We start from the raw sequence: 15928 nt of genomic DNA, 5'->3' as shown, positions 1-15928 counted from the left end.
GTCCTCGCCGACCGGTTCGGCCCGGTACGGGTCTACCCGGTCCCCTACCTGGAGCCGGCCGCCGTCGTCGGCCGGCTCCCCGACGTCGACGACGACGCCCCGGTCGAGCCGGACGCGGGCCCGGCCGGGCGCGCCGGGGCGGGGGGGCCCCGCGACGCTGGCGCAGGTCACGCTCCTCGTCCTCGCGCACCTGCCGGCGGTGTACGTCATCGGCGCGCTGTTCGACGGGCCGCTCGCGCTGGTGCCGCTGGCCGGCGCCGTCGTCACGGCCGCGCTGCTCGGCTGGCTGGCGGCCCGCCGCCTCGCGCACCTCGAGGTGGTGGCGCTCGTGGGCGTGGCCGGCGGCCTCGCCTACGGGACCACGCTGGCCCTCGGCCGGGTCGGCGACCTGCTCGGCGCGTCGCGGCACGGCTGGGCCGAGCTGCTCGGCGCCGCCATACCGGCCCAGCCGACGACGGGTCTGCTGACCCCACCGGGCGCGGTGCTGTGGGTGACGGCGTTCGTCGCCGTCGTGCTGGCGCTGCGGGCCCGCGGCGCGCTCACCCCGATGGCCCCGCCGCTGCTGGCCTTCGTCGTCATGCTCGTGCTGGTCGGCGGCGCCGGCGACCTCGGGGCGCGGGCGCGGGTGCTGGCCACCGGCGCGCTCGCCGTGACGTTGCTGGCGGCCGCCGCCCTGCGCGCCGCGCTGCCCGCGGGGGGCCGCCCCGGTCCGGCCACGCGCCGCGGCCGCCGGGTCGAGCCGACCGCCGTCCAGGCGGTCGCGGTGGTGGCGGCGGGCGGGCCGGCCGGGCCCGCGGGGCCGGCGGACGGCCCGCGCGCCCAGGCTCGGCGGCGGGTCGGGGCGCTCGCCGTCGGTCTCCCGATCGTCGCCGTGATCGCGGCGCTCGGTACCGCGACCGGAGCGGTCATCCCGTTCGCCGGCGACGACCGGTTCGACCCGCGCGACCATTGGCACCCGCCGGTCGACGGCGTCGAACTGCTCAACCCGCTGGTCCGGGTCCGCTCGCAGCTGGAAACCGAACCGGTCCAGAACCTGCTGACCATCCGGATGACCTCCGACACCGGGACGGTTCCGGACCGGATCCGGATCGCGGCCCTCGGCGAGTTCGACGGCGCCAGCTGGCGCGACGACGGCCGGTTCCTGCGGATCGACCGCACCCTCCCGGCCGCCGACCCGCCGCCGGGTACCTCGACGGTCGAGCAGGCGCTCGTCCGCGCCGAGGTGACAGTGGGCGACCTGACCGGGGTGCTGCTGCCGTCCGTCGGCCAGCCCACCTTTCTGGACTATGACCTGGCGCCGGCACCGGCCGGCGGCAGGGACCGCCCGGAGGGCATCGGTTTCCAACCGGCCTCTGGCGCGCTGGCGATCCTGTCGAACGTCCAGAAGGGCGACCACTACCGCTTCGAGGCGACCTTCCCAGCGCCGACCGAGGACGAGCTCGGCGAGGCCGGGCCCGCCACCGGGCCGGCCGCGGCGCCCTACCTGGGGCTGCCACCCGGGCTGCCGCCGGCGCTGTTGGAGATCGCCGGCAAGGTGACCGGCGACGCGAGGACGCCGTACGACAAGCTCGTCGCCCTGGAGACCTTCCTGCGCGACGACACCCAGTTCCCCTACGACCTTTCGGCCGCGCCGGGACACTCCTACGGGGTGCTGTCCCGGATGCTCACCGGCGCGGAGCCAGCCGACCACCGGTCCTATGCGGAGCAGCGGGCCGCGGCGTTCGCGGTGCTCGCCCGGGCGGAGGGCTTCGCCACCCGGATCAGCGTCGGCTACCTGCTCTTCGAGAGCTCGCGGGCCGGGGCGGACACGTTCACCATCACCACCCGGCAGGCGCACGCCTGGCCGGAGGTGCTGCTGGACGGCATCGGCTGGGTCGCCTTCGAGCCGACCGACGTCACCCAGCTCACCAGGACGCTGCCTCCGCCGGCCGGGCCGCTCACGCCGACCGGCGGGGCGGAGCAGGGCAAGCTCGCCGAGCCGGAGCGGGTCCAGCCGATCATCGTGCCGCGCCTCGACGACTCGCCGGACACGGCGAGGGACGGCGGCTCCGGCGGGAACGCGGCGCTGCGCTGGCCGTTCGTCGTGCTGTACGTCGTCCTCGCCGTGCTCATCGGCCTGCCGGCCCTGGTGGTGCTGGAGAAGCGGCGCCGGCGCGGGCGGCGGCACCGGGGCGGCCCGGTCGCCCAGGTCGACGGCGCCTGGCGGGAGGCGCGCGACCGGCTCGCCGAGCACGGCGTCTCCCGGTCGAAGGCGCTCACCCAGCGCGAGATCGTCACGATCGTCGCCGGGGCGGGGCCGCTGTCGGCCGCGGCTGGACCGCTCGCGGAACTGGCGGCGATGACCGATCACGCGATGTACGCGCCGGCCGCGTCGAACGGCCTCGACCCGGCACGGGCCTGGCTGCTCGTCGACCAGGTCCGTGCCGGGCTCCGGGCCGCCGAGGGCTTCGGTGGCCGGGCGCGGGCCCGGCTGGACCCGCGCCCGCTGCTGCCGGCGCCACGGCTGACCCCAGGCGCCGCGCCGGCCGCGGGCGTCTCGCCCTCGGCCATGCGGGCGACGGCCCAGGCGGTCTCGGCCGCCCGCGCCTCGGCGGCGCCCCGAGCCCCGGCGGCCTAGACCGCCAGCCGGTTTCCCGATCAGCCAGGCCATCCAGGTGACCGGTGACGTGACCCACCTGATGGAGCCACCGCGGGACAGCGAAACGAACGACAGGGGGTGGGCGGGGTGCGCACAGGGCGGGGATCCCGGCCGGTCTGGCTGGTGCGGGCGCTGTTGGCCGTGGTGCTGGTGGCCGTGGGTGGGGTCGCGGCGTTGGCGGGGCGGACGGTGGCCAGTGCCGGCCAGGTCGTCGGTCTGGAGGATGGTTCGGCGTGGTTGGTGTCGTCGGCTGTGGGGCAGGCGACGCTGATTGACGGGTCGACGGCGCGGGTCGTGGCCAAGGTCGAGGTGGGTGGCGGCACGCGGGCCGGGGCGCAGGCGGGCGCGGACGCGTTCGTGACGGCGGATGACGGCTCGCTGCGTCGGGTCGACGGCGCCACGTATCAGGTTTCGGAGCCGGCCTCGTTCGCGCGGGCGGACCAGCCGTTGGCGGTGTTCCCGGCTGAGGACACGCTGTTCGTCGTCAACCGGGCGACCGGCGTGGTCACGCTCGCTGACGCGCGCTCGCTGGTGGCGTCGACGACGTTCTCGTTGTCCGCGAGGGTGCCGGTGGGTGGGGCGGTCGTGGAGGGCGCTGGCCGGCTGTGGGTCGTGGACGAGGGCAGTGGTGAGCTGGTCCGGGTTGACCGGGGTGGGACGGCGGTTACCGGTCGGAAGGTTGACCCCGCCAGGACCACGCTGGTCACCGCGGCTGGCAGGCCTTATGCCGTCGATCTGTCGGCGCGCCGGGTGTGGCCGATCGGGTCGGGTGGTGTCGCGGGTGGGGGTGTGTGCGTGGACTCGCCGCTCGACGACGACACGGTCCTTGTCACTGGGGCGAGTCTGGCCTCTCAGGTGTATCTGGTCAGTGGTCGGCGCGGGCTGCTGCTCATCACCGATCTTGACTTGGGGCGCTGTGACGCCGTGGTCGATTTGAAGGTCGCGGGTCATGAGCTTGGTCAGCCGCGGGAGGCCGCTGGTCGGGTGTTCGTGCCGGACTTCACCGCTGGCAACGTGATCGTCGTCGATCCGGAGACTCGGTCGGTCGTCGCGACGGCTGAGGTGTTGCCGGACGGTACGGCGTTCGAGCTGCGCAGCCAGGGGCCGGTGATGTTCTTCAACGATCCGGCGAGCAGTCAGGCGGGCGTCGTCGACCCCGATGGCGACATCCGCGAGGTGAAGAAGTACGAGTCCAGCAGCGGCGACACCGCCGGCGATGCCGGTGCCAGCGGCACGTCGCCGGGGACGTCGCCTGGCACACCGCCGGGGGCGGAGCCGTCCTCGGGCCCGGCGAACCAGGTCGACCAGCCCCAGCCCGCCGACCAACCGGCCGGCCCGCCCGCCTCATCGGCTCCCGAACCGCCGGCTCTCGAACCATCAGCTTCCGAACCGCCGGCACCCGCCTCGGCGTCGCCCGCTCCGAGTAGCACCGCGGCGCCGACGCCGGCCCCGGCGGCCTTCCCCGGCGGCGCCGCGAGCCCGGAGCAGCCGGCCCCGGGGCCGACCGGGGCGCCGACGACACCGGCCCGGCTCGGCGAGGCCAGCCTGGGGATCCAGCTCAGCGCGTCCAGCGTGGTCGTCGGCGGGTCGGTCACGATACAGGCGGTCTACTCCGGCGAGTCCGCCGGGATCGACGACGCGCGGTGGACGTTCGGTGACGGCCAGGACGCCGCCGGTGTCCGGCTCACCCATGCCTGGGCCGAGCCCGGGGTGTTTCAGATCGTCCTGTCGGCGCGTCTGACGGACGGCCGGGCACTGTCGGCCGCGACGGAGATCACCGTCACCGAGCGGGCGCCTCCGGCGACGCCCGGGCTCCAGCCGTCCGTCGCCCAGCCCGCGGGCCCGGGCGACCAGATCGGTGACGGCGACGGCGACGACCCGACCGGCGACCCGACCGGCGAGAGCACTGACGGGCCGGCCGAACCACCCACGACGAGCACCGGAACCGGTACGTCACCCGATTCGCCGGACGAGCCGACGACGCCCGATGAGCCGACGACGCCGGACGAGCCGACGACGCCCGATGAACCGACGGAGCCCACGACGCCGGCGAGCGTCAGCCTCTCGGTCACCAACGCCTCGGGGCTGACCGTGAACGCCAGCGCCAGCGCGTCGGGGGGCGGTGGGGACTTCACCTTCACGTTCGTCTGGGGCGACGGGACGATGTCGACCCCGCCTCTCGGCGCGGCGATCCGCACGTCCCAGAGCGCCTCGCACACGTACTCGGCGGCCGGGACGTACACGGTGCGGGTGCTGGTAACCGACCGCGTCACCGGTGCCGACTACAGCCAGTCGCAGACCGTGACCATTGGTGGCGGCACTATCACGGCGCCGGTCGCCCGGCTGGCCCTCTCGCCCACGCGGGGAACGGCACCGCTCGCGGTCACCGCGGATGGCTCAGGCTCCACCGGCGGCGCTGGGCTGACCTACCAGTTCGGATGGGGCGACGGGCAGTCGACGGGGACACAGACGGCCGCGGGCGCGAGCCACACCTACACCTCGCCCGGCACCTACGCGGTGACGCTGACGGTCGCCAACGGCTCCGGCTCCGACACGGAGACCGTGGCCGTGACGGTGGACGGCGCGCCGACGGGCAGCCCGCCCACGGCGAACATGACCATGTCGGTGCCGGTAGGACCGGCGCCGCACACGATGTCCTACGACGCGAGCAGTTCGAGCCCCGGAAGCAGCCCGATCACGAGCTACCGGATCGACTGGGGCAACGGCGGGTCCTCGACGGGTGTGACCGGCAGCTACCGGTACGACACTCCCGGGACCTATCAGTTCACGCTGACGGTCACCGACAGCGCCGGCCAGACCGACTCGGCGAGCGGAACGGTGACCGTGACGACGCCGAAGGGAGCTCCCCCGGTGGCGCGGCTGGCGCTGTCGCCGACGAGCGGCGCCGCGCCGCTGTCGGTGAGCTATGACGCGACGGGTTCGACGCCCGGGGGCAGCCCGATCCGGCGGTACTCGATCGGGTGGGGGGACGACAGCACCTCGACGGGACCCTCGGGTACCCATCTCTACACCGCTCCTGGCACCTACACGGTGACGCTCTGGGTGACGGACGAGTCCAACCAGTCCGACACCCAGAGCGCGACGGTGACCGTCACAGCCGGGACCTCGACGCTTCGGATGAACCTGACGATCGCCTCGAGGGTCGGGGAAGCACCGCTACAGTCGACGATCCGGGCCAACGCGACGGGCGGTTCCGGCTCGTATTCCTACTATGTGGACTTCGGCGACGGGGGCGGATTCCAGGGGCCCTATTCCGCGGATGGCTGGTCCCACACGTATCCCGCGGGCCAGTTCACCGTGCAGGTCAGGGTCACCGACAGCACCGGGCAGTCCGTCACGCAAAGCCAGCAAGTGATCGCCGTCGCGTCGTCGACGTCAACACCTCCAAGTGGCGGTACCTGACCATGACACATGACGCCGGGCTGGCGGACGCCGCGCACGCGACGGTCGTCGTGGACCCGTTTCCGGCACCGCCGGCGTCATCGACACCCCCGCCCGGATAGGAACCGGGGGCAGGGCCGTCCGCGAGATCGCCGTGCGCGTTCGGGAAGGCACGGTCCACGGTCAGCTGGCGAGAGGCCGGTCCTGGGCGTCACCTGGCCTGGGCGGGCCCGAGCGTGCCGAAGCCCCGGGACAGTCGCGGCACTGGCTTCCGTCTGAGTGCGGATGTAGGGATACATCTGGTTGTATGGCGGCCAGCGGCCGATCCGGCGTATGTAGCTCGTGGCCCGAAAGGGTTGGCCGGCTGACTGTGTCGGCTGTATGACGGTTCGCCCCGGCCGGATCCCAGTGGGCCGGTAATGCTTGGTGGGGTTGGGCACCGAGCCCGGTGGCACGGCCGTGGCGCCGCCGCCGAGGACCGGTGCGCGGCGGCCGTGACGGACGGGAGCTGGCCGGAGGGAGCGCGAACATGCCGCCTTCTCGCGTCGCTCGCGCTCGGGAGGCCATGGGGACGGTCGGCCTCGGGGGACGGAGTAGGTCGTGATCGTGGATCGGGCGCTGGTCGAGCGGGCGCTGCCGGGCTATGTGCTGGGTGACCGGGTCGGCGTCGGCGGGTCGGGCACCGTGCTGGCGGCCAAGGACCGGCTGCGCCGGGACGTCGCGATCAAGGTGTTGCCGAGCACGCCGGAGGCCGGCGCGCACCCCGAGGCCGAGGCGCTCATCCTCACCCGGCTGGAGCACCCGCACATCGTGCGGGTCTATGACTTCGTCCCGGCGGGCGACCTCGCGCTGATCGTGATGGAACTGCTGTCCGGCGGCGACCTGAAGAAGCGGCTGAAGCAGTCGCGGGTGACGCCGGAATGGGCGTGCGCGGTGGCGCTGGCGGTGGCCGCCGCCCTGGAGATGGCGCACGGGCAGGAACTGCTGCACCGAGACGTGAAGCCGGCGAACGTGCTGTTCACGGCGGATGGGCGCGCGAAGCTGACGGACTTCGGAATCGCGAAGGACATCGCCGGGACCGCGGCGCTGACCGGCACCATCATCGGCACGCCGCGCTACATGACCCCCGAGCAGTTCCTCGGGCAGACCCTGCGCCCGACGGTCGACGTGTACGCGCTCACCGCCGTCACCTACGAGATGCTCACCAACCAGCCCCTGTTCGGCGGCAACACCGACAGCTACCTGAGGCTGCGCGAGGCGCATCTGAGCATCCCGCCCCCGCCGCCGGCGGGCGTGCCGGACCAGGTCGCCCAGGTGCTGATGACCGGGCTGGCCAAGGACCCGGCGCACCGCCAGCCGACGGCCAAGGCGTTCGCCCTCGACCTCGCCCGGGCGGCCACGGCCGTCCTCGGGCCCGGGTGGCTCGCCCGCGCCGGCACCCCGGTCGACCTGGACGACGACGTCCGCGCCCTCGTCGAGGGCTCCCGCCCGGGCACCCCGCCACCCCTGGCCCACACCATCCCGGCCCCGCCGATGCCCCCGACCCCGGCGCCCGGACTGGTACCGCCGGTCTCCGTGCCACACACGCCGGCGCCGCAGCCACCGCCCGGCTACATCCCCCCGCTGCCCACGCCGGTGCCGCCGACCCCGTCGCCTGGCTACCACCCCCAGCCCGGGTACCCACCCACGGCCACGCCCCGGCCCGCTCCCATACCCACGCCTACGCCTGCGCCCAGGCCGGGGCCCACACCCATGCCTGGTACGCCTGTCCCCGGCCAGCCGGGCTACCCCTATGGCCAGGGGCAGCCGGGCGGCTACCCGTTCGGCTCCCGGCCGCCCGGGCCGCCGCCGGCGGACCACAACCGCCGCAACCTCTTCATCGCGGGTGGCGCGATCGGCGTGGTCCTGATCGTCCTGTTCGTGGTCCTCGGGGTGCAGCTGGCCGGGTCGGGCGGCTCCGGGGGGTCCGAGCCGACCTCATCGCCGACGGTGACGAGCCCGCCAACCCCGCCGCCGACGACGACTCCGCCGCCGACCACCTCGTCGCCCGAGTACACCCTCGCCCAGCAGGCGCTGCTCGACAGGCTCGACCCGGGCGAGCTGACCGACTGCGAGCCCGCGTCGGACCAGGAGGACGACCTCATCCAGGCGGCGCTCCTGTGCACGGCGACGTCCGGCCAGCGCGGCGTCTTCATCTTCGGCTACTACAACGGCGGGGCGCTGCTCGCCGACATGGAGAACATCGGCGAGCAGGTCACGGAGACGGGCAACTGCTCGGAGGGCAAGGACACGGTCGGCACCTGGCACTACGGCGAGGAAGGCAACCCGGACGTGGGCACGCTGATCTGCGCCCATTCCGACGACGGCGACTTCTACATCAACTGGTCCATCGACGACGAGCTGGTCTCCTTCTTCGTCACCGACGGGGACGCGGTCGCCCTCTACGAATGGTGGACCGACTTCGACCCGCTCCTGTAGGACCACCAGCGCCTGGTGCCATGCCCGGCAAGGTTCGCCCTGTGCCTGCGCGGCGGCACGCTCGCCCTGTCCGACGTCAGGGGGAACCGCGTCAGACACCAGAGCCACGACCGGCACCGTTTCGTGACCCTGACGTCTGACAGGACGTCCGGGATCCCGGGGTTTCTGGCGCGATGGGGGGAGAGGAGGGCGGGGTGGCTGGGGCGGGGCTGAGCGCCTGGGGTCAGGGCTGGATGGTGAGGAGGAGGTCGCCGACCTCGACGGAGTCGCCGGAGGCGCGGGCGAGCTCGGTGACGGTCCCGGCGAGCGGGCTGGTGACGGCGGCCTCCATCTTCATGGCCTCGACGACGGCCAGTCTGGCGCCCTTCTGGACGGTGTCCCCGACCTTGACCGCGAAGGTCACGATGCCGGGGAGGCCGGCGCCGACCTGGCCGGGGTCGGCGGGGTCGGCGCGGCGGGCGGCGGTGGAGACCGAGGTGACCGACTCGTCGCGGACCCGGACCGGGCGGGGCTGGCCGTTGACCCGCAGGTAGAGCGTGCGCACGCCGGACCGATCGACGTCACTGATCGTCTCCAGCCCGACGATGATCTCGACGCCGGGCTCGAGGAACACGCTGACCGGCTCGCCGGGCAGCAGGCCGTAGAGGAACGCCTCCGTCGGGATCACCGAGCTGTCGCCGTACTGCTCGACGGCCTTCTCGTAGTCGCGCCACGGGCCGGGGAACAGCAGCCGGGACAGCGTCGCCCGCCGGGCGTCGCCGGCGAGCGCCGCCTTGTCCGCCGGGTCGAGCTGCGCCGCCGGCGGCTCGGGATGCCGGCCGGCGAGCGCCCGCTCGCGGAACGGCTCGGCGAAGCCGGCCGGCGGGGTGCCGAGCTCGCCGGCCAGGTAGCCGAGCACGCTCGCGGGCAGGTCGAACTTCTCCGGCTCGGCGCGCAGGACGTCGGGGTCGATGTTGCCGCCGGCGATGAACAGCGCGAGGTCGCCGACGACCTTGCTGGTCGGCGTCACCTTGATCGGCTTGCCGAGCAGCTCGTTGGCGATCGCGTAGCACTCGGTGACCTGCGCCCACCGGTCGCCGAGCCCGAGCGCGATGGCCTGCTGGCGCAGGTTCGTCAGCTGGCCGCCCGGGATCTCGTGCCGGTAGACCGCGCCGGTCGGCGCCCGCAGGCCAGCCTCGAACGGCGCGTACAGGTCGCGGACCGCCTCCCAGTAGGCCTCCAGCGACGACAGCGCCGCCAGCTCGACGCCGGTGGACCTGGGGGTGTGGTCGGTGGCGGCGACCAGCGCCGACATGTTGGGCTGGCTGGTGCCGCCGGACATCGGGGCGGCCGCGGCGTCGACCGCGTCCACCCCGGCGCCCGCGGCCGCGAGCAGGGTCGCGAGCTGGCCGCCGGCCGTGTCGTGGGTGTGCAGGTGCACCGGGGTGTCGAAGCGCTCCCGCAGCGCCGTGACCAGCCGCGCCGCCGCCGTGGGGCGCAGCAGCCCGGCCATGTCCTTGATCGCCAGTACGTGCGAGCCGGCCTCGGCGAGCCGCTCCGCGAGGCGCAGGTAGTAGTCGAGGGTGTAGATCCTCTCGGCGGGGTCGGTGAGGTCGCCCGTGTAGCACAGGGTGCCTTCGGCGATCGCGCCCGTCTCGGTGGTCACCGCCTCGATGGCGGGGCGCATCTGCTCGATGTCGTTGAGGGCGTCGAAGATCCTGAACAGGTCGATCCCGGTGCTCGCCGCCTCGACGACGAACGCGCGCACCACGTCGTCCGGGTAGGGCGTGTAGCCGACCGCGTTGCGGCCGCGCAGCAGCATCTGCAGGCAGATGTTCGGGGCGCCCTCGCGCAGCGCCGCGAGCCGCTCCCACGGGTCCTCGGCCAGGAACCGCAGCGCCACGTCGTAGGTCGCGCCGCCCCAGCACTCGAGGCTGAGCAGGTTCGGCGTGAGCCGAGCGAACGCGGGCGCGGCGGCCAGGATGTCGAAGCTGCGCAGCCGGGTCGCCAGCAGCGACTGGTGGGCGTCGCGCAGCGTGGTGTCGGTGACGGCGAGCCGCTCCTGGGCGCGCAGCCGGGCCGCCCACTCGGCCGGGCCGACCTCGGCGAGCAGCTGGCGGGAGCCGGCCGTCGGCGCGTCGGCCGCGCCCAGCGGCGGCAGCATCCGGCGGGGGTCGGTGAACGCCACCCCCGCCGGTCGCTTCTTCCCGTTGACGGTGGCATGGGCGAGCCTGGCCAGCATCCGGCTGGTCTTGTCGGCGCCGCCGTCCCCGGCGAGCAGCCACGGCCGCTCGTCGATGAACGACGTCGTCACGCCGCCGGCGAGGAAGTCCTCGTCCGCCAGCAGCCGGGACAGGAACTCGATGTTGGTGTGGACCCCGCGGACGCGGAACTCCCGCAGCGCCCGCCGCGCCCGCCGCGACGCCTTCTCCAGGCTGACACCCCGACAGGTCAGCTTCACCAGCAGCGAGTCGAAGTACGGGCTGACCTCCGCGCCGGCATAGGTCGCCCCGTCCAGGCGCACCCCCGGCCCGCCCGGCGACTGGTAGTACGAGATCGTCCCCGTGTCCGGCCGGAAGTCGGACGCCGGATCCTCGGTGGTGACCCGGCACTGGATCGCCACGCCCCGGATCGCGACCGCCTCCTGGGACAGGTTCAGATCGGCGAGGGTGTCCCCACCGGCGATCCGCAGCTGCGCGCCGACCAGATCGACACCGGTGACCTCCTCGGTCACGGTGTGCTCCACCTGGATGCGCGGGTTCATCTCCATGAACGTGAACGTGCCGTCCGCGCCGACCAGGAACTCGACCGTGCCCGCGTTCACATAGCCCACATGCCGGGCGAACCGCACGGCGGCGTCACACAGCCCGTCCCGCACCGCCGCGTCCAGCCTCGGCGCCGGAGCGATCTCCACGACCTTCTGGTGCCGGCGCTGCACCGAACAGTCCCGCTCGAACAGATGCACCACCTCGCCGACCCCGTCGCCGAGCACCTGCACCTCGATGTGCCGCGGCCGGTCCACCGCCTGCTCCAGGAACACCGTCCCGTCGCCGAACGCCGCGGCCGCCTCCCGCACCGCCGAGGCCACCGCGTCCGGCAGGTCCGCGGGCCGCTCCACCCGGCGCAGGCCACGCCCGCCACCGCCGGCCGACGCCTTGACGAACAGCGGGAAACCGACCTCCCCCGCCGCGTCGACCGCGCCGGCCCCGTCGGGCAGCGGCGCCGACGCGCGCAGCACCGGCAGCCCGGCGGCGATCGCCGCGTCGCGGGCGGCGACCTTGTCCCCGGTCAGCCGCAGCACGGCCGGCGGCGGGCCGACGAACGTGATCCCCGCCGCCGCGCACGCCTCCGCCAGCGCCGCCGACTCCGACAGGAACCCGTAACCCGGATGCAGCGCGTCCGCCTCCGCGTGCTTGGCCACCCGCAGCAACTCGTCGATGTCGAGATAGCCCCGCACCGGATGCCCCGGCACCCCCAGCTCGTAGGCCTCGCCCGCCTTCGTGCGATGCAGCGCCGCGACGTCCTCCGGCGTGTAGACCGCGACCGTGCGCAGACCCAGCTCGTGCGCGGCACGGAACACCCGCACCGCGATCTCACTCCGGTTGGCGACCAGGACCTTGTGCAACGCGTGCTCCTCACGGTGGCTGGCAGCTGAGCGCGGGGACGAGCCCGTAGTAGGACCTGGGCGGGTGTGACCTAGCCGCACATTCTCACCGGGTGGGTCTGGCCGATGCCAAGGCAACGTGCCGTGACTCACCCACACCGCTGCGCCCGCCGATGGTCCTCCTGCCCCCCGTCGGGTCATGCGAACGTCATCACCGGGCCTCAAGGCGTCAACGATCGACCATCCGCCAACCACCGGTCAACCGTAGGTCCACGGCACAGAAGCGCCCTTCACACGCGGAACGACCGCCCCCCGAGGCGACCAACCCGCCAGCCACAACCCTGGAGGTCTGGACGCACCCCGGAGGCCTGAACGCGAACGCAACCCGGAGGCCTGAACGCAACCCCGGAGGTTCTAGACCCAGCCCGGCCGCCAACCGTGGGAGGGCGCTAAGCGCCCGACAGGCGGAGCCGGGGTTCCTGCCGGATCGACGGAGCTTGCGGAGTCGATCTGGGAGGTCCGGATGGTCGCCCCTGGGCGACCTTGAGCCGATCGCCCCTAACGGACGTAGATGATCTCCCAGAGGCGGGCGGTCGTGTCGGTACTCGTCGTGGCGAGCAGGAGGCCGAACGGGGCGAACGCGCAACTCATGACCGTGCCGCTGTGGCCGGAGAGGGTGTCGACCTCGACTCCCGTGGAGACGTCCCACAGGCGGGCGACGTCGTCGGTGCTCGCCGTCGCCAGCAGCTGGCCGTCGGGGGAGAACGCGCAGCTCTGCGCGGAGCCGCCGAGGGTCATCGTGGTGGTGCCGGTCGGGACGTCGGTGACCCGGGTGCCGTCGTTGCTGGTCGTCGCCAGCAGCAGGCCGTCGGGGGAGAACGCGCAGCCGTTCGCGAAGTTCGTGTGCCCGGCCAGCTTCATGATCGACTCGCCGACCGCGACGTCCCACAGGTAGATCGCCTCGGCGCCGGCCGACACCAGCAGCCGCCCGTCCGGGGAGAACGCGCAGCCGTAGATCGAGCCGCGGTGCTCACCGGTGAGCGTGGCGATCTGGTTGCCGGTCGCGACGCCCCACAGCTTCACGGTCCGGTCGGTGCTCGTGGTGGCGAGCATGGTGCCGTCCGGGGAGAACGCGACCCCGTAGACCGGGCCCTTGTGGCCGGAGAAGGTCATCGTCTCGGCGCGCGTCACCACGTCGAAGATCCGGAGGGTCTTGTCGCTGCCGGTGATGGCGAGCAGCTTCCCGTCAGGGGAGAACACGCAGCTGTTCGGGACGGAGCTCTTGCGGCCCGCGGCCGACAGCTCGTCGACCACCCGGCCGGTGGTCACGTCCCACAGCTTGATGCCGTCCTTGCTGATGGTGGCCAGCAGCCGGCCGTCGGGGGAGAACGCGCAGCTCGTGACGTCGCGGTCGTGGCCGGTCAGGGTCGCGCGCAGGCTGACCTCGACGTGGCGCGACGGCCGCTGGGCGCGCTCGACCCCGCCCCGCAGGTCCGAGCCGCCCACGGTGCCGGCGCGCGCCTGGCCCAGCGGCACCGGCGACGTCGGCAGGGTGGTGGCGATCCAGTCGTGCTCGGTGATCGACATGCCCGGCGGGGCGTGCGTGTGCAGCAGGCTGCCCGGGGCCTCGGCGGCCAGGTCGAACAGCGAGCCGTCGGACAGGCGGACCCGGGCGAGCACGGTGCCGGCCTCGAACCGGGCGCCCGGCTCGGCCAGCCAGCGCACCATCGTCGCCGTGCCGCCGGGGATCTCCCACCGGGCCGGCTGGACGACGGGGCTCGGCCGGGCCGCGACGGTGCGCCGGGTGGAGACGGAGGCCGCCCACGCCGCGGCGCCGCGCACGACCGCCAGCTCCGGGTCCGGCGGGACGAACAGCTGCTGGCCGGGCCAGTCGGTGGCCACGCCGAGCCGGCCGGCCAGGATGTCGGCGACCACGGGCATCTTCGAGCCGCCGCCGACCAGCAGCACGCCGCCGAGCTTGTCCGCCGGCACGTCGGCGGCGTCGAGCAGGTGCTGGCAGCAGGCCATCGTGCGGGCCAGGGTCGGGGACGCGAGCTGGACGAACCGTTCCCGGTCGATGCCGACCAGCAGGCCCGCGGGGCCGAAGACGTCCTCGACCATCGGCACGTCGGTCAGCTGGTGCTTGAGCGCCCGCGCGAAGTCGACCAGTTCGTGCCGGGTGCGGCGCGCGGCGGTCTGGAAGACCTCGCCGGGGCCGGTCGGGTTGAGCAGCGGCTCCAGGCCGGGGCCGTGCACGCTGAGGATCTCGTCGAAGAGCAGCTGGTCGAGGTCTCGGCCGCCGCAGTCGTAGAGCGAGGAGTGGCCGATGACCTCGTGCCGCCCGGACGAGCCGATCGCGATCAGTGCCGCGTCGAACGTTCCGCCGCCCAGGTCGTAGACCAGGATCAGGTCGCCCGGGTGCGGGCGGTTGGCGCCCAGCGGCGCCCACGCGGCCGCGACCGGCTCGGCGAGCAGGTCCACGTCGACGAAGCCGGCGGCCTCGGCGGCGTTGATCATGAGTCGGCGCAGCGGGCCGGTCGGGTCGTAGACCGCGGGGATGGTGATGACGGCCCGTGGCAGCGTGTCGCCGAGCTGCGCCTCCGCCTCGGCCTTCAGCGCCGCCAGCGTGGCCGTGACCAGCCGGGCCGGCGCGTAGGTGTGGCCGTCGAGCGACACGGGGGCCTCGCGGCGCAGGTCACGCTTGACCTCGCCGCGGTAGGCCGCGGGCCAGATCCGCTTCCTGCGTTCGGCCAGGGTGCCGACGATCAGGTTCTCGTTGTCGGCGAACACCGAGGCCGGCCACGAGACCACGCCGCTGGCCGTCTCGCGCACCAGTTCGACCCGGCCGTCGACCACATATGCGGCGGACGCCCGGAAGGTGCCGTAGTCGATCGCGAGGATCGGCTCACCCACCGCGCCCTCCGTCTTTCTCGCCGCGCCTCACGCACGAGCTGCCGGTGATCGAACACGTATCGGTCGACCCCTCGCGCCCACCGCCTGTCGCCAGCCGGTCAGCGTTCCGGGCCCCTGCCTGCCTTCCAACCTCCGCGACTGGAGTTCCCGCCGGATCGGCGAGGCCGATCCGGGAGGTTACCCATCACCGGCACAAGGCCGGCCCACCGTTCGCTTCGGGTGGCCCCGTGGTCGTCAACCAGCGCCGTCGCCAGGAGGTCGACTTGTCCGGCCGATCCTAGCCGAGCGGCCCGACACTCCCTTCGCGCGGGTCTGTCCTCCTGGCGCGGTATGCGTGCGTGCGCGCACCGTGACGATTCCGTCCATCCGGCTTCCGTTGACCGGCCGTCGGGGGTTGCGGAACGGCGGAATCGGGGCACGCTGGGTAAGAGCCGTGAAGGAGGCTGCTATGAGCTCCACAACGCTCCAATGCCGCACAGTGGTGGATTTCCCGCGTCACCGGGCGCCCGTGCCGGGGCGTCGGTCCTGGGCGGTGCTGCCGCCGCCCGGCCCCGACCCGTCGCCCGGCCCGGGCGAGCCGATCCCGCCGGCGCCGCCGCCCGACCCCAAGCCGCCAGTCCCCGACCCGGACCCGATCCCGCCGATGCCGCTTCCCGACCCGTACCCGCCGCCGGTTCCCGGGCCCGACATCCCGGTTCCGCCGATGCCCCTGCCCGAGCCGCTGTAGGCGCCCGAAGCGGCCAGAGGCTCCCGGCTGGCCGGCCGCCCCTGGCGCGGAGCGCGGAGTCCGTGGCCGGGGGCGCGGCTCCGGCTGGGCCAGCGGCCAGGGCTCGGCCACCGGCTCCGGCTGGGCCGGCTGGCCGTGTCCCTGGCCGGACCGTGGCCTGGCGGTGGCCCGGTGCCCTGGGCAGGTG

The 15928-nt window shown here is 74.0% G+C and carries 6 protein-coding genes; 4 read left to right on the top strand and 2 right to left on the bottom strand.

All coding sequences use genetic code 11. The annotated features are described in order from the left end of the window. Positions 1 to 199: 199 nt before the first annotated feature. The 3 genes from I6A81_RS45510 to I6A81_RS12545 all read left to right on the top strand — a co-directional run bounded on the left by I6A81_RS45510 (position 200) and on the right by I6A81_RS12545 (position 8518). The gene (locus I6A81_RS45510; protein WP_203010184.1) at positions 200 to 2617 is read left to right on the top strand and encodes a transglutaminase-like domain-containing protein; all 2418 of its coding nucleotides are present in this window, start codon (positions 200 to 202) and stop codon (positions 2615 to 2617) included. A 108-nt stretch (positions 2618 to 2725) separates the two neighbouring features. Beyond that, a complete protein-coding gene (locus I6A81_RS12550; protein ID WP_203005274.1) occupies positions 2726 to 6061 on the top strand; it encodes a PKD domain-containing protein in 3336 nt (1111 codons plus the stop codon). Between the two features lie 579 nt (positions 6062 to 6640). Next, the gene (locus tag I6A81_RS12545; protein WP_203005275.1) at positions 6641 to 8518 is read left to right on the top strand and encodes a serine/threonine-protein kinase; all 1878 of its coding nucleotides are present in this window, start codon (positions 6641 to 6643) and stop codon (positions 8516 to 8518) included. Between the two features lie 223 nt (positions 8519 to 8741). Here the strand turns inward: I6A81_RS12545 and I6A81_RS12540 are convergent, their stop codons facing one another. Beyond that, the gene (locus I6A81_RS12540; RefSeq protein ID WP_203005276.1) at positions 8742 to 12122 is read right to left on the bottom strand and encodes a pyruvate carboxylase; all 3381 of its coding nucleotides are present in this window, start codon (positions 12120 to 12122) and stop codon (positions 8742 to 8744) included. Positions 12123 to 12659: 537 nt separating this feature from the next. Further along, positions 12660 to 15014 carry an Hsp70 family protein gene (locus tag I6A81_RS12535; RefSeq protein WP_203005277.1) on the bottom strand — a complete coding sequence of 785 codons (2355 nt, stop codon included), beginning with the start codon at positions 15012 to 15014 and terminating at the stop codon, positions 12660 to 12662. Between the two features lie 448 nt (positions 15015 to 15462). Here I6A81_RS12535 and I6A81_RS12530 point away from each other — a divergent pair, with 448 nt between their 5' ends. Further along, positions 15463 to 15741, top strand: a complete 279-nt coding sequence (locus tag I6A81_RS12530) for a hypothetical protein (RefSeq protein ID WP_203005278.1) — start codon at positions 15463 to 15465, stop codon at positions 15739 to 15741. The last annotated feature ends 187 nt before the right edge of the window (positions 15742 to 15928 follow it).

Source organism: Frankia nepalensis (genome assembly GCF_016786325.1).
GTDB lineage: Bacteria > Actinomycetota > Actinomycetes > Frankiales > Frankiaceae > Pseudofrankia > Pseudofrankia nepalensis.
The sequence above is the reverse complement of the archived record's forward strand: the minus strand, read 5'-3'. Positions and strand labels throughout refer to the sequence as shown.